The sequence below is a fragment of the Acidovorax sp. KNOB132 genome, assembly GCF_057541515.1.
The window spans coordinates 12,139-33,779 of record NZ_BAAJYT010000025.1 but is presented as its reverse complement, the minus strand read 5'-3'; the positions used below and the strand labels follow the sequence as shown (position 1 = coordinate 33,779).

Here is a 21,641-nt window from a genome sequence, read left to right as displayed (position 1 = left end):
GGGGGGGTCGTCGTGGGAGGCCATGGGGTCCTCACTTCATGCGGCGCAGCGCGGGCGGGGCGTCACCGGGCGCCGGGCGCGCTGCGGCGGGCGCGTGCATCAGTTCGCGCAGCCGTGCCCGCGCGCGGGACAGGCGCGACATCACCGTGCCGACGGGGATCTGCAGCACGCGGGCCGTCTGCGCGTAGTCCATGTCTTCGAGCGTCACCAGCAGCAGCACCGCGCGCTGGTCGGAGGGCAGGCGCTGCAGGCAGCGATCGAGGTCGATGGCGTCGTCCGATGCGGGCGCCGGGGCCTGAAGGCTGTCCTGCACGGCCTCGATGTCCAGCAGCGGCAGGGCCGAAGCCGAGCGCTGCTGGTTCAGGTACAGGTGGTGCATCAGGGTGAAGAGCCAGGCCCGCAGATCGCTGCCCGACCGCCAGAGCAGCCACTTGCGGCACGCGCGCTCCAGGGTGTCCTGCACCAGATCGTCGGCGGCCCAGGCATTGCCGGTCAGGGCCCGCGCATAGCGGCGCAGGCTGGGCAGGTGCTCGACGATCCGGTCCATGGGGGCGGGCGCTGGGCCGGTCCCGGATCAGGGTTTGGCGGTGTGCCAGACCTGGTTGACGCCGTCGCCGGTGCGATCGCCTGGCTTGGCGTCCTTGGCCCAGTAGTACAGCGGCTTGCCCTTGTAGGCCAGCTGGCTGCTGCCGTCGTCGCGGCGCACCACGCTGTAGTCGCCGGTCGGGGTGGCATTGCCGGCCATCAGCGGCGGCCAGTTGGTGGCGCAGGGGCCGTTGCAGACCGATTTGCCGCTGCCCGTCGCATCGCGGTCGAAGGTGTAGAGGGTCATGCCGTTGGGGCCGGTCAGTGCGCCGTCCTTGGCCTGGACGCCAGCCGGCGCCGTCATCATGGAAGAGCAGCCGGCCAGCGCCAGTGCAAAGGCGGCGGTGGCCACGGAGGAAGCGATGCGGATCATGGGTGTCTCCAGTCGATCGGGTGCGGGCGACGCGAAATGCGGCCCTGCACCTGGATGAACACCGAAGGATGCGCTTTTATTCCCTGCGCCGCCGAAAACATTACCGGTGGCGGCTTTTCATCGCACGCTCGACCTCGCGCTTGCCTTCGCGGTCCTTGATGGTGTCGCGCTTGTCGTGCTCCGCCTTGCCCTTGGCCAGCGCGAAATCGCACTTCACTAGGCCATCCTTCCAGTGCAGGTTGAGCGGCACCAGCGTGTACCCCTTTTGCTCGACCTTGTTGATCAAGCGATCGATCTCCTGCCGGTGCAGCAGCAGTTTCTTGGTGCGCGCCGCCTCGGGGCTGACGTGGGTCGAGGCAGTCTTGAGGGCGTTGATCTGGCAGCCGATCAGGAACAACTCGCCTTCGCGGATCACGACGTAGCCGTCGGTCAGTTGCACCTTGCCTTCGCGCAGTGCCTTGACCTCCCAGCCGTGCAGCACCATGCCGGCTTCGTAGCGTTCCTCGAAGAAGTAGTTGTAGGCTGCCTTTTTGTTGTCGGCGATGCGGGACTGTGTTTCGGGTTTTTTGGCCATGGGTTATAGGTGCGGCGCAAACCGGGAGATGAAAGCCCTCCCTACAATCGTTGTCGTCTCGCTTCCAAGATTTTAGGCCCACGCGCTCCAGGCCCTCCGTAGGGCATCCGGCCCTTTGCCCATGGCGCCTTGCTTCATCCATGAAAAACGTCAACAAGTCCGTCCTGATCTGGTACAGCCCCGAGGAAATGTTCGCCCTCGTCACCGATGTGGCCAAGTACCCGGAGTTTCTGCCCTGGTGCGACCACGCGGCCGTGCTGGACCAGGACGCACAAGGCATGACGGCCGAGGTCGGCATCGCGCTGGGCGGGCTGCGCAAGACATTCGTCACGCGCAACACGCAGGAGGCCGGGCGCCGCGTTCAGATGCGCCTGGTCAAGGGGCCATTTTCGCAACTGGACGGCGACTGGGTTTTCCATCCCGTGGGAGACGGCTCGCAGCGCGCCTGCAAGGTCGAGTTGACGCTGAACTACGGTTTCGACAGCGTGGCGCTGGCGGCCTTGGTCGGGCCGGTTTTCGATCGCATTGCCGGCACGATGGTGGATGCGTTCATCCAGCGCGCCGAGCAGGTGTATGGCTGACAGGCCGGACACATCCGCTGCTGGGGCGGCGGTGGAGTGGCTGACGGTGACGGTGGTGCACTCCTCGGCACCCCGATCGACCGTGGAGCGGGTCTTGCCGTTGCCCAGGGGGGCCACCCTGGCCGATGCATTGAAGGCCTGCGGGCTGGCTGCGGGCGACAGCGCCTGCGGCGTATGGGGCAGGGCGGCGGCGCCCGACCAGGTTTTGCAGGACGGGGACCGGGTGGAGCTGTACCGGCCTTTGGTGGTGGACCCCAAGGTGGCGCGGCGCGAGCGTTTTGCCCGCCAGGGGGCCCGGTCCACCGGCCTGTTCGCGCAGCGCCGACCGGGTGCAAAGGCCGGCTATTGAGGGCTGGCGGGCACGGGGGTATTTGAGATGCCCTTGCGGGTGGTCATCCAGTGACCGTGCCGGGTTCTGCCCGGCTCAGCGCGGCGCGCACTCGGACGCGATCACACTGTCGGCGCGGCGGGCCTCCGCGGCCTTGGCGGATTCGTCCATGAACACGCGCTCTCCCTGTGCATTGGTCTGGCTGAACAATTGGCCGGATGTCATCGCTGCCTTGGATTGCCGTGCCCGCTCGCAGTTTTCGGCCCGCAGCTTGGCCTGGCGCTCCTCGTCGGCCCTCTTCTTGGCGGCCTCTGCCGCGTCGGCCTGGGCCTTGCGCTCTTCCAGTTCCTTGTCTTTCCCGCTGGGGCGTGGCGCACTGGCTGCCGCCATGGCGGCAGACGCCCCATCCGCCGCAGGCGGCACGGCAACCGGGCGGGCCGAGATCGCATTGCCGCCGGGCTGCTTGAGAATGCTCTTTTGCGGAATCTCCGTTGGCGGCGGCCGGTCGCTGAAGACCTTGCGGCCGTCCTTGTCGATCCACTGCCATTGCGCCGCAGCGCCCATGGCCCACGTGCAGGCGAGGGCGGCCAAAAGAAGCTGGGGGGTTTTCATGCGATGCAAGTTTAGCGGCCGAAGCCCCTTGGCGCCATGGTTGCCAAGCCACAACGCGAGCACACGCACGGCCCGCAGGTACAATCCTTTTTTTGGAGCTTTCTCATGCGCCTTCTTGGAAAAGCGCTCACCTTCGACGATGTGTTGCTGGTGCCAGCGTACTCCCAGGTCCTCCCCAAGGACACGTCCCTCGCGACGCGACTCTCCCGCAATATTTCCCTGAACCTGCCGCTGGTGTCCGCCGCCATGGACACGGTCACCGAGGCGCGCCTGGCCATTGCCATCGCGCAAGAGGGCGGGATGGGGATCGTGCACAAAAACCTCACGCCGCAGGAGCAGGCCGCCCACGTGGCCAAGGTCAAGCGGTACGAGTCCGGTGTCGTTCGCGATCCCGTCGTCATCACGCCCGAGCACACCGTCCTGCAGGTGTCGCAACTGTCGGAGCAACTGGGCATTTCGGGTTTTCCGGTGTGCGACGGTGGCAAGGTCGTCGGCATCGTGACGGGGCGCGACCTGCGCTTTGAAACGCGCTACGACGTCAAGGTGCATGAAATCATGACGCCGCGCGACAAGCTCATCACCGTCAACGAGAAGGAAGGCACTTCTCCCGCTGCGGCGAAGGCATTGCTCAACAAGCACAAGCTCGAGCGGCTTCTGGTGGTCAATGACGCGTTCGAGCTCAAGGGCCTGATCACCGTCAAGGACATCACCAAGCAAACCAGCTTTCCCAATGCCGCCCGGGATGCCGCTGGCCGCCTGCGCGTCGGCGCGGCTGTCGGCGTGGGCGAGGGCACGGAAGAGCGCGTGGAAGCGCTGGTGAAGGCCGGAGTCGATGCCATCGTGGTGGACACGGCCCACGGCCACAGCAAGGGCGTGATCGACCGGGTGCGCTGGGTCAAGCAGAACTACCCGCAGATCGACGTGATCGGCGGCAACATTGCCACGGGCGCTGCTGCGCTGGCATTGGTGGAAGCCGGCGCCGATGGTGTCAAGGTCGGTATTGGCCCAGGCTCCATCTGTACGACCCGCATCGTGGCGGGTGTGGGCGTGCCGCAGATCATGGCCATCGACAACGTGGCCACGGCGCTCCGGGGCACGGGCGTTCCTCTCATCGCCGATGGCGGCATCCGTTACTCCGGCGATATCGCCAAGGCCTTGGCGGCCGGCGCCAGCGCCGTGATGATGGGCGGCATGTTCGCCGGCACGGAAGAAGCGCCGGGCGAGGTCATCCTGTTCCAGGGTCGCAGCTATAAAAGCTACCGCGGGATGGGCAGCATCGGCGCCATGCAGCAGGGCAGTGCGGACCGTTACTTCCAGGAGTCCAGCACAGGCAACCCCAATGCGGACAAACTGGTGCCGGAAGGCATCGAAGGCCGTGTGCCCTACAAGGGGTCGATGGTCTCCATCGTGTTCCAGATGGCGGGCGGCGTACGCGCCGCCATGGGTTACTGCGGTTGCGCCACGATCGAAGAAATGAACAACAAGGCCGAGTTCGTCGAGATCACCACCGCAGGCATTCGCGAAAGCCATGTCCACGATGTGCAGATCACGAAGGAAGCGCCCAACTACCGCGCCGACTGATCTTGTCGCCACCTCAGGCCCGAACCCTTCTTGCGGTGTTCGGGCCTTTGTTTTTTCCTCTCCCCGCCGCCTGCCATGCAACACCAGAAAATCCTCATCCTCGATTTTGGCTCCCAGGTCACCCAACTCATCGCGCGACGAGTGCGCGAGGCGCATGTGCTCAGCGAAGTGCACCCCTGCGATGTCACGGATGAATGGATCCGCGAATATGCCAAGGATGGTTCGCTCAAAGGGGTGATCCTCTCCGGCAGCCATGCCAGCGTGTACGAGGACACCACCGACAAGGCCCCGCAAGCCGTGTTCGAACTGGGCGTTCCCGTGCTGGGCATCTGCTACGGCATGCAGGCCATGGCCCACCAACTGGGCGGCAAGGTCGAGGGCGGGCACAAGCGCGAGTTCGGTTTCGCGGCGGTGCGTGCACGGGGCCACACGGAGCTGCTGCGCGACATTGCCGACTTCACCACGGAAGAAGGCCACGGCATGCTCAATGTGTGGATGAGCCATGGCGACAAGGTCACTGAACTGCCCCCGGGCTTCAAGCTCATGGCCAGCACCGAGAGCTGCCCCATCGCCGGGATGGCGGATGAAGAGCGCAAGTTCTATGCGGTGCAGTTTCACCCGGAAGTCACGCATACCGTGCAGGGGAAGGCGCTGCTGGAGCGGTTCGTGCTCGGTATCTGCGGCGTGCGTCCCGACTGGATCATGGGGGACTACATCTCCGAAGCGGTCCAGAAAATCCGCGACCAGGTGGGCGACGAAGAAGTCATCCTGGGGCTGTCCGGCGGGGTCGACTCCTCGGTGGCGGCAGCGCTGATTCACCGCGCCATCGGCGATCAGCTGACCTGCGTTTTCGTGGACCACGGCCTGCTGCGTTTGAACGAAGGCGACTTGGTCATGGAGATGTTCCAGGGCAAGCTGCATGCGAATGTCATTCGTGTCGATGCGAGCGATCTGTTCCTGGGCAAGCTGGCAGGCGTGAACGACCCGGAAGCCAAGCGCAAGATCATCGGTGGCGAGTTCGTGACGGTGTTCAAGCAAGAGGCCGCCAAACTGAAGGCGGGAGACAAGGGGCACAAGGGTGCCACCTTCCTCGCGCAAGGCACGATCTATCCCGATGTGATCGAGTCGGGCGGCGCCAAGAGCAAGAAGGCCGTCACCATCAAGAGCCACCACAACGTCGGCGGTTTGCCTGAGCAGCTCGGCTTGAAGCTGCTGGAGCCGCTGCGCGATCTGTTCAAGGATGAGGTGCGCGAACTGGGCGTCGCCCTCGGGCTGCCGCCCGAAATGGTGTACCGCCATCCATTCCCCGGGCCGGGCCTGGGCGTGCGCATTCTCGGCGAAGTGAAAAAGGAATACGCCGATTTGCTGCGGCGCGCCGACGACATCTTCATTCAGGAACTGCGCAATTTCATTGATCCAGGCACTGGCAAGAGCTGGTACGAGTTGACGAGCCAGGCCTTCACCGTGTTCCTGCCCGTGAAAAGCGTGGGTGTCATGGGGGATGGGCGCACTTACGACTACGTGGTGGCCCTGCGCGCCGTGCAAACCAGTGACTTCATGACCGCGGATTGGGCAGAGCTGCCTTACGCGTTGCTCAAGAAAGTGTCCGGACGGATCATCAATGAGGTGCGCGGGATCAATCGAGTGACCTACGACGTCTCCAGCAAGCCGCCCGCGACGATTGAGTGGGAGTGAACTGGCGTCTCCTCGATGGCAGATGGAGCGGATGTCCCATTGCCGGGGGCATCTGAACCGCTGGCGTTTGGTTCCGATTTGCGGCTTTGACTTTTTATTCAGGGAGCAATTTTTACCGGTCGGCAGCGGATGGATGTAGCCCACGATAAGGTGGGTTCGACTCCAAATAATGGATCGTCGAAGAAAAAAATTAAGCCATAAAAAAAGCCACACGAATGTGGCTTTTTTTTGTTGGCCAAGAAGCGTATTAGGCTTCCTTGTTTTCCTTGATGTTGAAGCCCATTTGGCTTTCCGCACCCTTGCCGCCTTGGTTGGTTTGTTCCCAGTACTGGGTCTTGACCTTGGCTGCCTGGAAAGCATAGTTCACCAGGACAGAGTCGCTGCCGTCGGTGCCGCTGACGGTCACGCTGGTCACCATCACGTCGGTCAGGGTGATCTTGCCGAATTCGATTTGCGTGCCGCCGGCCTTGCAAAGAGAGATTTCCACTTGGCCCAAGTGCTTGCCGGTGGAGCAGTGCTTGAGCACGGCCGGATAGCACTTGTCGATGGAGGCCACGATGTTCAGGTCATGGAAGGTGACCTTGCCGGCGCCGGCACCACCGCCGCTGGCCATGGAGTTCGGCTGGGTGGCACCCCAGGTGAACGAGTTGATGTCAGTCCAGCCCTTGTGGTTGGAGTCTTGCGACTCACCGCTGGCGCCTTCGACCTTCATGAACATATCGACTGACATTATTGCTTCTCCTGTAGTTGCGATGTTTGGTACGCAAAGTCAATGAAAAGTCTGCGGGCCCTTCAACAGACGGGACGCGCTGACCTGAAGAAACAGTCACTGTGTAGAAAGGCAGCAAGAGGAAAAATAAATGCCTGTGCGGCGATCTCCCTCTGGACCGCGATTGCGATGCCGATCCGTGATCTGTTTATCTGCCGGCGATCATAAGAGTGCCGCATGTCATTTCGGTGATACAAGTTCGGACTAATTGGCGCCCCAAAGAAACAGAAGAAACAATTTGTTTTGCAGTTTGAATTGGCTTCCATAGGTAACGGGTTTACCGCATGTGAAGGTAGACTCGCCACTTCCAAAAAAAATGGGCGTGATGGCAAGGGGTCTTGTTTGGATGCTGCGATCTGAGGGGTCTACAGCGTCCCGGGCCTGTCGCTGTTCTATGATGCTGCGGCAGCACGCCAGGGCTCGTTCCGGGTCGTGCATGCAGGAACCCCGTCCACAATCCCACTTGGCCTGTTTGGCGGCAAGTGCTCCTGCTTTTCATCTCTGCCTTGGGGCTCGGTGCGCAGGGCACTCAGAGTTGACTTGATTCGTTCTTCAACTTCCACGACATAGATGCGCAAAAGCGTGAAAACATGCACAAGGAAATAAGTGGTTCGGCGAACTGCCTGGCTCCCGGTGTCCAGGTTGGTGAATACCGACTGAGCGATGTCATTGGAGAGGGCGGCTTTGGCATCGTCTACCGGGCCAGAGACTTGAGTCTTGATCGCATCGTGGCGATCAAGGAGTACATGCCATCGACGTTGGCGGGCCGAAAGGAGTCCAATCAGATCCACGTCCGCTCCCAGCACCGTGGCGCTTTCGACGCAGGTTTGCGCAGTTTCATCAACGAAGCGCGTCTGTTGGCGAAGTTCTCGCATCCTGCGCTGGTGCATGTCTATCGCTTCTTTGAGGCAAACGGTACTGCATACATGGTCATGCAGTATTACGAAGGCCAGACTTTCCGGACGTTTTTGAACCAGCAGCCGAAGGCCATGGACGAACAATGGCTGTCGACCATCATCGCTCCCATCCTCGATGTGCTGGAGATGCTGCACGCTGCGGACTGCTATCACCGGGACATCGCGCCGGACAACATCTTTCTGCAATCTTCCGGCATGCCGGTGCTGCTGGATTTCGGCGCAGCGCGGCGAATCATCGGGGACATGACCCAGGCCCTGACCATGGTCTTGAAGCCGGGCTTTGCACCCATCGAACAGTACGTCGATGACGGCGCCATGCCCCAAGGCGCCTGGACGGACATCTACCAGTTGGGCGCGTTGCTTTATCTCTCGATCACCGGTCGTCCGCCTGCGACGTCGGTGGCTCGGATGATCAACGATCCAGTGTCCACCCTCGTGCCTGAAAATTGTCCGGGGTTCAGTGCCAGATTCCTCAGTGGCGTGCACCACGCTTTGGCGATCAAACCCCAGGACGCCCGCAATCCATCGGCGATCTGCGGCACCTCCTGGGGTTGAAGACGGTCACCTTGTCATGGCCCAGTTCCGGTTTGATGGGTCTCAGTGTGGCCGAAGAAAGTGATCCTTCAATGGATGCGCCCGTCCACGTCCCATCGGCGGTTGCGGCTCCAGCGGCATTTGCTGCACCGCAGCTTCCTGCAGAGGCCGTTGCGCCAATCGCTCCTCACCCCGATGCGCGGCATGGCGCCGTGCCCAGCGAGGCTTATGCCCCCGTTGTGTCTGGCTTGGACACCGCACACCAGCAACGCCCATCCACTGACGTTCGGCCCTCCAAGGCTGCCAGTGCGCCGGTGCATGCGCCGCCATCGCCCTCTGCAGAGTCATCTGCGAAAGCGCAGTCCCGGAAAACCAAACCTGCGGCCAACCAACAAGGTGCCGCACATGCCCAGCCAACCAAGCGCCCCGTGTGGCTGATCCCTGCATTGGGCTTCGCTGCATTGGTTGTTGCGGCAGGTGGCGCATGGTGGATCACCAGTGGTGATGACGCTGCGAAGACAGCGGCCGTGGCCCAGGATGCCCAGGAATCGGACCAATGGATGCTGGCGGCCCGTATCAATACGCCCGATTCATTGCGGACTTACTTGAGTCTTTTCCCCAATGGTGTGCACCGTGTTGAAGCCGAAGAACGAATCGCTGCGCTGACGTCGGCCATGGCGCCGGCCTCGGTTCCCGTAACGCAGCAGGCCCCGGCTTCGGCTCCTGTGATGGCGGCATCGGCACCCACGGTGGTGGCGGATGTTGCACCCGCGAAGCTGCCTCCCGCATCCGTGCCGACGCCGGCGGCTTCGGTTCCTGCAGCGCCGAGTGCTCTGCCCACGTCTGAGGAGGCCGTGCGTGTACCTGCGCAGGTAACCCGCACGGCAGATGCCGAGAACAAAGGCAAGATTATTTTGCGCGTCATGCCATGGGGGAACGTATCGGTCGACAGGGTGCCGGCAGGAACGACTCCGCCATTGACCCAGTTGACCTTGTCCGAGGGGCTTCACCGAATCGATATCTCCAACCCGGTTGCGCCCACCGTGACACAGATGGTGTTGGTGAAAAAGGGCGAGTCGGTCGTTTTAACGCACAAGTTCGAATGATGCATTTCAGGCCATTCATTGCGCTTGGACGCGTTGCTTGTCTGGTGGCGATGAGTCACGCGCCGTTGCTTCACGCCGCTGCAGATTGCGACGAAAAGCCCGCACCCGGCAGGTCTGAGACGGCCCCGGTCAACACCGGCCGGCAATATCTGGGTCAAGGCATTGCGTTGTTTGACGCCAAAGATTTTCAAACCGCCGAGCGCGCGTTTCAATCGGCTTTGTTCGCCGGCCTGCCGGATGGACAGGAGCGCGCATCAGCGCATAAGTATTTGGCATTCATCTATTGCACGAACGGAGAGGGAAAGCGCTGCGAATCGGAATTCGACGCGGCGTTCGCTGTACGCCCCTCGTTCAAGATCGATGGTTATGAACTCAACAACACGCCCTGGCGCAGCGCTTATTTCCGATCGCAGGCACGATGGGCCACCCGCTGCGGTAAACCGGTGCTAGATGCCTCTGTAGACCCTGCGACAACCCCGGGTACTGCCCGTACCGCGGAGGCGGTCACTGCAGCTGCGGTTCCCGCATCCCGGGTGACTGCCGCTCAGACATCGAATTCCGTGCCGGTCAGCGCGCTGTTCAAGACTGCAGAGAAAGACGCTGCATTCAATGTCCGCATTCGGCTGTCGCCCTGGGGGCACGTGCAAGTCGATGGCAAGGCGATGGGGGTGAGTCCTCCATTGACGCAGTTGAAGTTGCCGGCTGGCTCCCATTCGCTGGAGTTGTCTAATCCAGGCTTTGAAACCGTTAAGAAAGTGATCACGGTCATCGATGGTGAGACTTTCACCATCGAACATGATTTTGATGCGAGGTAGCATGAAATACAGATTTCCTTTGATCGTTGGCCAGTGCATGCTCGGCCTGTTGCTGGCTGCCTGCCAGACGCCCCCTCAGGCCACGGCAACGCCGGGAGCGGATGCCGCAAGTCAGCAGCCGGCCGTGGCTGAACCTGCCAAGCAGGATCCTGTGGCTGCCAAGGAGCAAGCGCTGGCGCGTGCCTTGGATGTGTATGCAGATGGTCGTTACGACGATGCGATTGCTGCGTTGACCCCTTTGATCGGCGCGGCTGAACTTCCGCTGGCCTCTCAGGTGAAAGTGCTCAAGTTCATCGCCTTCAGCCACTGTGCGATGGGCCGGCTCAGGCAATGCCGCCAGCATTTCGATCTGGCGCTCGAACAGGATCCCACCTTTCAGCTGACCGAGGCGGAAAAGGGGCACCCCGTTTGGGGCCGGGAGTTCAATGCGGCGCGCGCTGCGGCAGCCCGTGCAAAGCAGCGCAGCAATCGAAAAGCCCCTTAAGCAAAGCGGATCAGTCAGGCACCGTCCATGGATAAAGTCGAACTCAGAGTCGCTCAACAGGCCGATCTTGCAGTAGATCGGACTTGGTCTGCAGTTTTCGGCGTTGCCGGAGGCACCATCGGCCGAGGAGGGCAGAACAAGTTGGTGCTGCCCGACTCCGATGCCAGTGTGGCCCGCGTGCATGCGATGGTCCGCATGGAGTCCGAGGCGGCTTTCATCGCCAACCTTTGTGAACGCCGCTCCATCACCGTAGCCGGACAGGAGGTACGCTCTGGTGAAGAGGTGCCGTTGGCGATCGGTGATGAAGTGGTCATCGGCCCTTATCGCTTGTACGCGTTGCTGCCGGGGCAGGCCTTGCCTGCTCCAGTGGCACCTGCCGTTAAAGCAGATGTTGCGCCGGTCGCACCTCTGGAGGCCGCACCCGCTGCCGCTCCGCAAACGCCGGCAAGCGACCTCCTGGAGGAGTTGCAAGCCCCGGCTGATGCGGGCGACAGCAATCCTTTTGCCATCCTGGGCCTGGTTTCAGACCCCATCGAGGCATCCTCCGACGCGGAACCGCCGACCGTGCCTGCGTTCATGGCGATGCCTCACGAAGAGGTGGCCGCTGCCGGGGTGCCTCCTGGTGTGCCGGCCGAGCCTCTGGTCTCCGATTCGTCCTGGGACACCCGTTTGCAAGTGCCTGTGCTGCCGGCAGACCTATCTCCAACTGCAGGTGTTGCCACTGCGCCGCTGCCTTCCGGATGGGACGATACCCCAATGCCTCGGAACGCGCCGGCAGCTGCGCATCGGGCACTGGTCATCCCGGACGATTTCGATCTGTTTGCACAGGACCCGAAGAAGCAGGCGCAAAAGGGTGACCCCTGGGCCGGTGGCTTGCAGACGAAGAGTCTGACCGACGTCGCCAATCTTCGTCATGACGAGTTGCTGAAAGCGTTGCCGGTTTCCGGACGATTCGAGCATCAGATGGACAATCCTGCCCATGCAGGCCTGCCCAAGGCGCTGGATCCCCGCAACGAGTTGGACCCGTTGCGTTTGTTTCAGCAGGACCGCGAATCGCCAGCCCTTCAAGACACTTCACTTGCAGTGCCTGGATGCGATCTATCGCAGGCTTTCAGCATGCCGAAGAGTACGGCTGCTGGAAGCGGTACGGACGAGCGTCTCCCTGTGGGGGCGCTGGGCATCGAGGCCATCAGCGTCGATGCGGCGGTGTCTTCCACGAAGGCCAAGGTCGTGCCCTCCGATCTGGCGATACCGGTACCGAACGAGCCTTTGGTAGCGCCTTTGCCAGGCCTTCGCAAGGTGGAGGGGCTGAACCTGGACAGCTTCGGAAGTGGATTGCCTGCAGCGGATTCCGATTGGCTGCCTCCCATTGAGCCGGTGTCTCCGGTCCTGGAAAAAAGTGCAGTCCCGCCGGCGTTCCTGGAGGATCGGACAGTGCAACACCGGGACGAAATCATGTCCTTTGCGGCACCTTTGGAGCCGCTTCCACCGTCCAATTTACCTGCACCTGCACCTGCACCTGCACCTGCACTCTCGCCTTCGCCTTCGCCTTCGCCTTCGCCTTCGCCTTCGCCTTCGCCTTCGCCTTCGCCTTCGCCTTCGCCTTCGCCTTCTTCCGACTTTCCTGCACCGGCTACCTTGCCAGGCCTGGCGGCCATGCCTCCCGCGGAGTTGAGCGCGTTGGTCACCGCTTTTCTGGACGGCGCCGGGGTGCTGCCCAAAAAGCTGGAGCCCACGCTCACGCCGGAATTCATGCGATCTTTTGGCGAGGCGTTCCGTGTCGCAGTGCAGGGAACCATTGACTTGCTGGCAGCCCGCTCCGAGATCAAGCGGGAGTTTCGCGCGGGCGTCACGGTGATCGCCTCCGGTGCCAACAACCCCTTGAAGTTCTTGCCCACACCGGATGGCGTCATCATGCAGATGATCGGGCAGAATTTTCCGGGGTTCATGCAGCCAGTTCCGGCCATGAAGGACGCCTACCAGGATCTTTGTGTGCACCAGTTGGCATTGATGGCCGGTATTCGGGCAGCCTATGCCGAGGCGCTGGCCCGCTTTGATCCGGTCGAGCTGGAAAAGCAGGCCGCTTCCATTGGCGGGATGCTTGGAAAGGTTTCCTCCATCGGCCGCAAGGCGGCTTTGTGGGACGAGTACAAGAAAAACTTCGATGCCATCCGTCGGGACGCGGAGGACGATCTCACCGCCTTTTCTGGCCAGGCCTTTCTGGAAGCCTATGAGAACGCGGAAGCCGCTGCAAAGGCCAAGTTGTGATTGCACATGTTGTTGGCGATCAGTACCGGTTCCGTCTCACCGCAGCGTCGCTCTCGGACAGGGGCTCGCGCGCGACCAACGACGATTTCCTGGGAATGGTGGATGTAGGAGGCCGCGGGTTTTGTTGCGCATTGGCTGATGGGGCTGGTGGCCACGGCCACGGCGGATTGGCTGCGCGGCTGACGGTCAACGCGGTTCTGGATGGCTTTCGCCACAACCCGCTGTTCGCGCCTGCAGGCCTGGCCTCGTTGATTTCGCTGGCCGAGCATACGGTCGCGGTGGAGCAACCGTTGTCGGTTTCCCGCAGGCACATGAGTGCCACGGTGGTCCTGCTGTGCCTGGACTTGGCCAAGGGTCGGGCGCTCTGGGCGCATTGGGGCGATTCACGGCTGTATTGGTTCAGGGACCAGCGAGTGCATCGCATGACGGAAGACCACAGCGTAGTGCAGCAACTGCTGCATGCGGGGGTCTATCGCAACGAGGACCCCCGGGACCTTCCCAATCGAAGCGTTCTTGCGGGCGCTGTCGGGGCCGAATCGCAGATTCCTCCTACCGTGCTTTCCAAAGCCGTCGATTTGGTGGCGGGAGATGCCTTCCTGCTGTGTTCGGATGGACTTTGGGAAGGCATTCATGAAGACGATATGGAAGAGGCACTGCGGCTCAGCCAGAACCCGGAAGATTGGCTGGAGCACATGGAGACCACGCTGCGCGCGCAGGGTAAGCCGCACCAGGACAACTTCAGCGCATTCGCCATTTGGGTGTCACCCAGTGAAGACGGGCTGTGAAACCAGTTCTACCAACAAAGGAATCGACGATGCTTGATCGGGTTTATGGATTGCGCCGTGCTTTGCTCGGAGGGGCCGTGGGTGTTGGCGTATTGGGTCTCGCTGGGTGCGGAGTCATCAGTTCGATGAACCGTCCTCAGGAAGCCCCTACGGCCGTTCCCCCAGCCGTGTTCGAAGTGGTTGCCGACGCCAAGCTCAATCCCGATGTGCATGGCGCTCCCAAGCCCATCTTGCTTCGAATGTACGAATTGCGTGCCACCGCTGCGTTCGACAAAGCCAGTTTTCTGGACCTTCAAGAAAAAGACGAAGCGCAGTTGGCAAGCGACTTCGTGCGCCGTGAAGAGTTTCTGGTGGTCCCAGGGGAGCGGCGCGTCTTTGAGCGAAAAGGAAGTGCCGAGGTCCGTGCCTTTGCATTCTTCGCGGGCTATCGTGACCTGGAGAAAAGCACTTGGCGCGCCACTGCGCCGGCACCCAATTCGGTGGAGATGCGCCGGCGCTGGTGGGGTCTGGGCGAGACTGAACGCCTGAAGCCCGTGCGCTATCTGGTCACCGTCTCCCAGGATGCCGTCAAAGTTCAAATCCAAGAAAAAACGCAGTAACTATCATGGTCTGGCAGCGCAAGGTCGTATGGGCGGAGGGCATGTTCTTGCGCCCTCAGCATTTTCAGCAGCAAGATCGATTCACCGATTTTCTGGTGCAGGCACGCACGCTGCCCACGCAGTTCTTCTTCTGGGGGTTTTCGAGCCTCGTCCTGGACACGGAGCTTCTCGCGTTGGGCAAGATCGGCTTGATCTCTGCCGAAGGGGTGTTGCCGGACGGTACGCCTTTCAGCTTTCCCCACCACGACGAGCCCCCGCCTGCGTTGAGCATCGGCAAAGACGTCAAAGACACGGTCATTCATCTGGCTTTGCCGATGCGCAGGCGCATGGCTGCTGAAGTGTCTCTGGGATCCGAGCCGAGCGCACTCGTGCGCTACGCTGCAGAAGTGATCGAAGTGGCGGATTCCAACGACGTTGGAGCGCAGGCTGCCGAGGTGCAGGTCGGGCAGATCAAGCTCGCGCTGCGTGCATCGCACGACATTGCCGATGGCTGGGTCAGTCTGCCATTGGTGCAGGTGGTGGAGCGCCGCGCAGATGGCTCGCTGCTGTTGGATCCCACCTTCATACCCACGGTCGTCACCAATGCCGATATGTCCAACCTTGCGGTGTTCTGCCGTGAGCTGTTTGGTCTGCTGCGCCAGCGTGGCGCTGCGTTGGAGGAGCGCTTGACCCAGCCGGGGCGCGGCGGCGTGGGGGAGGTCGGCGACTTCCTGATGCTCCAGTTCCTGAACCGCTGGGAGCCGGCGGTGGAGCACTGGGTTCGGATCCGCGCCATCCATCCTGAGCGGCTGTTCGATGACCTGCTCAAAATGGCGGGCGAACTGGCCACCTTCACGCGCGACCAGCGGCGTCCTGCGCCCATGCCTGCCTATGACCATGACGATTTGCGAAGCTCTTTCCTGCCATTGATGCTGGAGCTGCGGCGTGGCTTGTCTTCAGTGCTGGAACAAAACGCCATCCAGATCGAACTGCAGGAACGCCAGTATGGCGTGCATGTCGCACTGATCCCGAGCACCGAACTCCTGACCAGTTGCGACTTCGTGCTGGCGGTCCATTCGCAGGCGACGGTGGAGTTTCTGCGGGCGCACTTTCCGACCCAGATCAAACTGGGCCCGGTGGAGCGCATTCGGGACTTGGTCAATCTGCATTTGCCTGGCGTCACTCTGCGGTCCCTGCCGGTCGCTCCCCGCGAAATTCCTTACCACGCCGGCTACTCGTATTTCGAGTTGGATACAGCGCACGACCTGTGGCGCCAACTTCAAAACTCCGGCGGCCTGGCCTTGCACGTCTCCGGCGAGTTTCCTGAACTGCAGCTTGAGATGTGGGCCATTCGCCGTTAAGAACCGATATGTCCATTCAAACCTCTGGCAATGTATTTGCCTTCGATACGGGCACTGGAGCCGCTGCGCCACGGGCCGGGACCACGGCACCTCACACCCCTGGCGGTGCGGTGCGCGAAACAGCGCTTCCGGATGTGGTCAGCGGCGGTAATCCGCTGGTGGCTGCCTCCAACACGCTGCTCAATCTGATCCCGCAGATCCGGGCCATGGCCACCAATGGCGACCCTGGTGGATTTCAGCAGTTTCTGCTGGAAAACATCCGGCAATTCGAAAGCCGGGCCGGCAACACCGGCGTGCCGATGGAGACCGTCATCGGTGCCCGGTACTGCATCTGCACGGCGATCGACGAAGCGGCGGCGCAGACCCCTTGGGGTGGCTCGGGTGTCTGGCCCAAATACAGCCTGCTGGTCGCGTTGCACAACGAAACCTGGGGCGGTGAGAAGTTTTTCCAGCTGCTCTCCAAGCTGGTGCAGACGCCCAACCAGCACATCGACCTCATCGAGTTGATGTATTTCTGCCTGATGCTGGGTTTCGAAGGCCGCTACCACGTCGTCGAAAACGGCAAGAGCCAGTTGGAGAGCCTCAAGGCCCGTCTGCTTCAGGTTATCGAAGGGGCGAGGGGGGACCGCAGCGGTGCCTTGTCGCTGCATTGGCGTGGTGTTCAGCGCGCGGCGGTGCCGCCTTGGACCTTGATTCCTTTTTGGGTGGCGGCAGCACTGGCGTTGCTGATCGCGTTTCTGATCTTTCTCTGGTTCAACTACCGCCTCGCATCACGGTCCGACGATCTGTTCGCATCAATCAACGGTATCCGTCTTCCGCAGGCCCCTGCCGTCATCGCCGCCGCGCCCAAGCCCAGGTTGCGCCAGTTCCTGGAGCCCGAAATTCGAGAGGGTCTGGTGGAGGTGAACGACCTGGCGGATCGAAGCATCATCATCCTGCGCGGCGATGGGTTGTTCGATGCCGGGGCCACGGTGGTCAAGCCTCGGTACGTCGGCGTGATCGAGCGCATTGCGGCTGCGTTGAACGAGGTGTCCGGGAAGGTCGTGGTCAATGGCTACACCGACAACTCTCCCATCCGCACCGCCCGGTTTCCTTCCAACTGGCATTTGTCCCAGGAGCGTGCGCAGGCTGTCACCACGATGCTGACGAAGAGCGTCTCCGATGGGCGCAGGTTGCATGCCGAAGGCCGTGCAGAAAGCGATCCGGTAGCGCCGAACACCACGCCGGAAGGCAGGGCGCTCAACCGCCGCGTGGAGATCGTTTTGCATGTTGCCCCGCAGACCCGTGACAGCGAGCTGCAACTCACCCCGGGTGCAAATCCCCAGGGCGGCGCCACCAATCAAAAATAAGCATGTTCCGCAAGATATTCGATTTCCTGTTCAACCGGTTCACGCTGGTCCTGCTGGGGCTGGTGCTCTTGAGCTTGGTCATCTGGTTCATCGGACCGCTCATCTACATCAAGCCATACCAACCCCTGGAAAGCCCTCAGGTCCGTGGCTGGTTGATCTTTGCGATCTTCGCGTTCTGGTTCTTGAAGCTTTTGGTCCAGTGGTGGCGTGCGAAGCAGATGAACGCTCGCCTGCTGTCCCAACTGGCCCGGTTCGGCACGGGTGACCGGCCGGCTGAAAAAGCCGGTCCAGGGGAAGAAGAAGTCGCAGAACTCGAAACCCGCTTCAAGGAAGCAATCAGCGTTTTGAGCAAGACGCGCTTTGGACAAACGGAACAAGGCTGGTTCGGACGGCTGAATCGCCGCTACATCTACCAGTTGCCCTGGTATCTGATCATCGGCTCGCCCGGCTCCGGCAAGACCACGGCGCTGGTCAATTCCGGTCTGGATTTTCCGCTGGAGGCGCAGTTCGGAAAGGCTTCGATTCGGGGCGTGGGTGGCACGCGCAATTGCGACTGGTGGTTCACCGATCAGGCGGTGCTTCTGGACACCGCAGGACGTTACACGACCCAGGAAAGCGATGAGACGCAAGACAAGGCCGCCTGGGGCGGATTCTTGTCTTTGCTGCGCCGATTCCGGGGGCGGCAGCCTGTCAATGGCGTGCTGGTCACGTTGAGTGTTCAGGAGTTGCTGAGCAGCACGGACGCGGAGCGTGAACGCCTTGCGCGGCTGATTGGTATGCGCCTGGGCGAGCTGTGCGAAGAGCTGGCCATCAAGTTCCCCGTGTATGTGCTGGTCACCAAGACCGACTTGCTGGCGGGGTTCAACGAGTTCTTCGGCAACATGAACCGCGAGGAGCGGGCCCAGGTCTGGGGCTTCACCAGCCCGTACAACGAAGGGGGCGTGCAAGAGGAACCGGCAGCCCGCTTCCGTGCTGAGTTCGACGAACTGGCGGGGCAGATCAACCGCCTCTTGCCGCAGCGCCTGCTTTCCGAGCCTGACTTGTCGCGACGGGGGCTGATCTACGGCCTTCCTCAGCAATTCGTCGGTTTGCGCGATGTGTTGCAGGAAACGCTTTCCACCATCTTCGCATCGTCCCGTTTCAAGGAAAAGCCGCTTTTCCGCGGCGTGTATTTCACCAGCGGAACGCAAGAGGGCATGCCGTTCGACCGGGTGCTTTCAGCACTCTCGCGCCGGTTCGCGGTTCCCTCGCCCGCAGGGGCTTCGTTGGGAGCCAAGAGCGGGAAAAGCTATTTCATTGAAACGCTACTCAAAGGCGTGATGTTCAATGAAGCGGGCTTGACCGGCCGCAATGCCAAGAAAGAACGTCAGTTGCGCCTTGCCCAGGCCGGAGGGCTGATTGCCCTGGTTCTGGCCCTGGTCGGCGTGACCGTCGCATGGACCGTCAGCCACGACAACAACGTCGCCTACATCGGAGAAGTGAAAGACCGGGTTCCAGCACTCAAGCAGGCGGTCAACGACGCCCGCGACGCCGACCCGGAAGACATGGTGAGCTTGCTGCCGCTGTTGAACAATGCGGAGACCCTGGCCGTGAGCCAGCGCTACGAGGGCGACTCTGCCCCGTTGAGCTGGCGCCAGGGCCTGCTGCAGGTGCCCAAGGTCCAGACGGCTGCGGACGCCACCTACATGCGCCTGCTCGAAGATGCCTGGCTTCCGCGCCTGTCCCGGCATTTGCGCCGGTCACTGCAGCAGACGTCCACCAGCAACCCGGAGGCGAGCTTCGAAGCGTTGAAGGTCTACCTGATGCTGTACGAGCCCGAGCGCTTCAATCCCAAGGCCATCCGCGCATGGATGGTCAACGATTGGGAAACGTCTCTTCCGCCTGGCTTGGTGCAATCTGGCGTGGTCAACCAGTTGGCCCACCACCTCGACAATCTGATGCAGGACCGCGCGCTGGTGGCACCGGTGCCGATGGATCAGCAACTGGTGGCCGAAGTGCGCCAGCGGCTGGCCCAGATGTCACCAGCCCAACGGGCCTACAGCCGGCTCAAGCAACTGCTGCTGACGGGCAATTCCTTGCCGCCTGAATTCACGGTGGTTCGCGCCAGCGGGCCCGAGGCGCCGCAGGTATTCTCCCGCCGCAGTGGCCGTCCGCTGACCCAGGGTATTTCCGGCCTGTTCACCTATGACGGGTACTACGGGGCGTTCGCGCAGGAACTGCCCAAGGTCACGGCCTTGTTGTCCCAGGAGGAGAGCTGGGTGCTGGGCAAGGCCGATGGGCGGCGCAGCACGGCCAACGAAGTGCTGACCGGCCAGCTGGCGCTCGAGGTCAAGCGGCTTTACCTGATGGAGTACGCCAAGCTATGGGAGGACTTCCTGGCCGATGTGCGACCGGTGCGCATCGCCTCCCTCGATCAGGCGGGAGAGCAGGCTCGCCTGTACTCTGCCGCCAATTCCAGCCTGGAGCAGTTCATTCGCGCCGTCGCTAAGGAAACCACCCTTGGCCAGCGTCCGTCTGCAGGGGGAGGAACCAGCAGTTGGCTGGGAGAGAAAATCAACCGCATCAAGGAAGAGCAGGAGCAGTTGAGCCGCCTGACGGGCAAGCAGGTGAATGTGGGGGGGCTCACCTCCAGCGGTACGCTGGAGGCGGATCTGGTCGATTTCCGCTTCCGCGAATATCGGCGGCTGGCCACCTCGAACGGTTCGGGCCCTTCTCCCATGACCGCCAGCCTGCAGGTGCTGAACGAGGCGGCCGCAGTGATCGCATCGGCACGGCAGCAGGTCAGTGCCGGTGGAACTGTGCCGCCTTCGCTGTCCGCCACGCTGGAGCGGGTCCGCACGGAAGCCAAGCGCGTGCCGCCGCCCCTGAACGTCATGTACGAAGATCTGGCGGGAGCCACTTCGGCTTTCGTGGGGCGCGACGTGCGGGCCGCTGTGGGCGGAAATCTCAACGCCACGATCGGTGCCTTTTGCCGGCGCGCGATCCTGGGTCGCTATCCCTTCACGCGCAGCGCTGGCCGCGATGTGACGACGGATGACTTCGCCCGCCTGTTCTCCGTGGGCGGCACCATGGATGAATTTTTCCGGACTACGCTGCAGCCAATGGTCGATATCTCCACCAATCCCTGGAGCTTCAAGCAGGGTGTGGACGGTTCGCCCGTGGGCGGCTCTGCTGCGCTGGCTTCGTTCCAGCGTGCCTCCGTCATTCGGGATGTCTATTTCCGGGCCGGGGGCAAGGCACCGTCGATCCGGCTGGACATCAAGCCCTTGGAGATGGATGCTGCCATCACGCAAATGGTGCTGGATGTTGATGGCGAAGTCCTGCGCTACCAGCACGGACCTCAGATTCCGAAGTCGGTGAACTGGCCGGGAGCTCGTGGCACGGGGCAGGTCCGGTTGCAATTGACCGGATCGGGGGCTGAAAACACTGGCTTGGTCACCGAGGGGCCCTGGGCATTGCACCGGTTCTTCGACCGGGCGCAGATTCTTCCCGGCAACGCACCCGAGCGCTTCATTGCCGCTTTCAACATCGACGGACGGCGCCTGCGATTCGAAATCACCACAGGCAGTGTGCTGAATCCTTTCCGTCTCAAAGCCATGGAGGAGTTCGAGTGTCCTGGCAACCTGTGAGTCAAGCATCGCCACAAGTGCAGTCCCGCATCTCCTGGTTTGGAAAGCTGCCGGGGCAGGGCGATTTCGTGGGACGCAGGATGCCCCGCGCCATCGGCGACGAATGGGACGCTTGGGTGAGCCGTGGGCTGGACCAACTGCGTGCGCAGGGACCCGGGCAATGGGAGCCTGGCTTTATTCAGTCGCCACTGTGGTTCTTCATTGCCAGCCTGGGCGGGAAAACTTCGCCAGTGTGCGGCGTGCTGGCCCCCAGTGCGGACCGCATCGGGCGGTGCTATCCCATCACGGCAGTGGCCATCGCCACCGATCGGACCAGCGCTTTGGTATCCGACCCGACGCTGGAACGGTTCTTCTTCGGCACGCGGGACGCCATCATCGAGGCCCGCAGGCTGGCCCTGCCTGCGGAAGAGTTGGATGCAAGGCTTTCCGTATTGCCATGGCCGTTTCACGCAGACCAGTCGGCACCAGCGGCTGCACCTTCGATGGCGGGCATCCTGGCGGACCTGGGGCTGAGTCCATCGTCCAGTGGCAGCACAGTCAATGGCCGGCCCTGGAGCGCCGGGCGCGATATCCTGCGATCGCAACAGGCGCGCAGCGTCTGGTGGTCCGATGCGGCTGGGGGGCACGAAATGGTGGAGCACGGCGGCGCCTTTGATGGCCATCTGTTCTCTCGGCTTTTCAAAAAGGCTTCCTAGCCGTGTCGGTGCCCTTCGTTCT

At 62.2% G+C, this 21,641-nt stretch carries 20 protein-coding genes; 15 read left to right on the top strand and 5 right to left on the bottom strand.

What is annotated here, in order from left to right:
- Positions 1-31: 31 nt before the first annotated feature.
- From AC27IO_RS06435 to smpB, 3 genes are all read right to left on the bottom strand, one after another.
- A complete protein-coding gene (locus AC27IO_RS06435; protein WP_284430783.1) occupies positions 32-547 on the bottom strand; it encodes a sigma-70 family RNA polymerase sigma factor in 516 nt (171 codons plus the stop codon).
- Between the two features lie 27 nt (positions 548-574).
- On the bottom strand, positions 575-958 hold the full coding sequence (locus AC27IO_RS06430; protein ID WP_272568718.1) for a COG4315 family predicted lipoprotein: 384 nt from the start codon (positions 956-958) through the stop codon (positions 575-577).
- A gap of 100 nt (positions 959-1,058) precedes the next feature.
- The gene (smpB, locus tag AC27IO_RS06425; RefSeq protein WP_272568719.1) at positions 1,059-1,532 is read right to left on the bottom strand and encodes an SsrA-binding protein SmpB; all 474 of its coding nucleotides are present in this window, start codon (positions 1,530-1,532) and stop codon (positions 1,059-1,061) included.
- Between the two features lie 140 nt (positions 1,533-1,672).
- On the opposite strand from smpB, the gene AC27IO_RS06420 reads away from it, so the two are divergent.
- On the top strand, positions 1,673-2,113 hold the full coding sequence (locus tag AC27IO_RS06420) for a type II toxin-antitoxin system RatA family toxin (RefSeq protein ID WP_272568720.1): 441 nt from the start codon (positions 1,673-1,675) through the stop codon (positions 2,111-2,113).
- Entirely contained in the window at positions 2,106-2,462 is a 357-nt protein-coding gene (locus AC27IO_RS06415; protein WP_317358652.1) for an RnfH family protein, read from the top strand. Before AC27IO_RS06420 ends, AC27IO_RS06415 begins: the two co-directional genes overlap by 8 nt.
- Positions 2,463-2,537: 75 nt before the next feature.
- Here the strand turns inward: AC27IO_RS06415 and AC27IO_RS06410 are convergent, their stop codons facing one another.
- A complete protein-coding gene (locus AC27IO_RS06410) occupies positions 2,538-3,053 on the bottom strand; it encodes a DUF4124 domain-containing protein (protein ID WP_284406423.1) in 516 nt (171 codons plus the stop codon).
- 105 nt (positions 3,054-3,158) lie between these two features.
- On the opposite strand from AC27IO_RS06410, the gene guaB reads away from it, so the two are divergent.
- Positions 3,159-4,634: an IMP dehydrogenase gene (gene guaB, locus AC27IO_RS06405; RefSeq protein ID WP_272552260.1), complete on the top strand. Its 1,476-nt coding sequence runs from the start codon at positions 3,159-3,161 to the stop codon at positions 4,632-4,634.
- A gap of 75 nt (positions 4,635-4,709) precedes the next feature.
- Positions 4,710-6,329: a glutamine-hydrolyzing GMP synthase gene (guaA, locus tag AC27IO_RS06400; RefSeq protein WP_284402196.1), complete on the top strand. Its 1,620-nt coding sequence runs from the start codon at positions 4,710-4,712 to the stop codon at positions 6,327-6,329.
- Positions 6,330-6,576: 247 nt separating this feature from the next.
- On the opposite strand, the gene AC27IO_RS06395 is transcribed toward guaA, so the two are convergent.
- Positions 6,577-7,059 carry an Hcp family type VI secretion system effector gene (locus tag AC27IO_RS06395; protein ID WP_272563871.1) on the bottom strand — a complete coding sequence of 161 codons (483 nt, stop codon included), beginning with the start codon at positions 7,057-7,059 and terminating at the stop codon, positions 6,577-6,579.
- 629 nt (positions 7,060-7,688) lie between these two features.
- Here AC27IO_RS06395 and AC27IO_RS06390 point away from each other — a divergent pair.
- The 11 genes from AC27IO_RS06390 to tagF all read left to right on the top strand — a co-directional run bounded on the left by AC27IO_RS06390 (position 7,689) and on the right by tagF (position 21,619).
- Positions 7,689-8,570, top strand: a complete 882-nt coding sequence (locus tag AC27IO_RS06390) for a serine/threonine protein kinase (RefSeq protein ID WP_487112588.1) — start codon at positions 7,689-7,691, stop codon at positions 8,568-8,570.
- A 407-nt stretch (positions 8,571-8,977) separates the two neighbouring features.
- The gene (locus AC27IO_RS06385; RefSeq protein ID WP_498737964.1) at positions 8,978-9,655 is read left to right on the top strand and encodes a hypothetical protein; all 678 of its coding nucleotides are present in this window, start codon (positions 8,978-8,980) and stop codon (positions 9,653-9,655) included.
- Entirely contained in the window at positions 9,652-10,470 is an 819-nt protein-coding gene (locus tag AC27IO_RS06380) for a PEGA domain-containing protein (RefSeq protein WP_498737962.1), read from the top strand. The genes AC27IO_RS06385 and AC27IO_RS06380 overlap by 4 nt, the downstream gene beginning before the upstream one ends.
- Before the next feature lies 1 nt (position 10,471).
- Positions 10,472-10,954, top strand: coding sequence for a TssQ family T6SS-associated lipoprotein (locus tag AC27IO_RS06375; RefSeq protein ID WP_498737960.1), 483 nt, complete (start codon positions 10,472-10,474; stop codon positions 10,952-10,954).
- A 27-nt stretch (positions 10,955-10,981) separates the two neighbouring features.
- On the top strand, positions 10,982-13,222 hold the full coding sequence (gene tagH / locus AC27IO_RS06370) for a type VI secretion system-associated FHA domain protein TagH (RefSeq protein ID WP_498737958.1): 2,241 nt from the start codon (positions 10,982-10,984) through the stop codon (positions 13,220-13,222).
- A complete protein-coding gene (locus AC27IO_RS06365) occupies positions 13,219-14,007 on the top strand; it encodes a PP2C family protein-serine/threonine phosphatase (RefSeq protein ID WP_317358668.1) in 789 nt (262 codons plus the stop codon). The genes tagH and AC27IO_RS06365 overlap by 4 nt, the downstream gene beginning before the upstream one ends.
- A 29-nt stretch (positions 14,008-14,036) precedes the next feature.
- Positions 14,037-14,606 (top strand): type VI secretion system lipoprotein TssJ, encoded by a 570-nt coding sequence (gene tssJ / locus AC27IO_RS06360; protein WP_317358671.1) that lies wholly within the window; start codon positions 14,037-14,039, stop codon positions 14,604-14,606.
- Positions 14,607-14,611: 5 nt separating this feature from the next.
- Positions 14,612-15,946, top strand: coding sequence for a type VI secretion system baseplate subunit TssK (gene tssK / locus AC27IO_RS06355; protein ID WP_284430791.1), 1,335 nt, complete (start codon positions 14,612-14,614; stop codon positions 15,944-15,946).
- A gap of 8 nt (positions 15,947-15,954) precedes the next feature.
- Entirely contained in the window at positions 15,955-17,295 is a 1,341-nt protein-coding gene (locus AC27IO_RS06350; RefSeq protein WP_498737955.1) for a DotU family type VI secretion system protein, read from the top strand.
- Positions 17,296-17,297: 2 nt separating this feature from the next.
- Positions 17,298-20,924, top strand: a complete 3,627-nt coding sequence (tssM, locus tag AC27IO_RS06345) for a type VI secretion system membrane subunit TssM (protein ID WP_498737953.1) — start codon at positions 17,298-17,300, stop codon at positions 20,922-20,924.
- Entirely contained in the window at positions 20,906-21,619 is a 714-nt protein-coding gene (tagF, locus tag AC27IO_RS06340) for a type VI secretion system-associated protein TagF (RefSeq protein ID WP_498737951.1), read from the top strand. Before tssM ends, tagF begins: the two co-directional genes overlap by 19 nt.
- Positions 21,620-21,641: the final 22 nt, after the last annotated feature.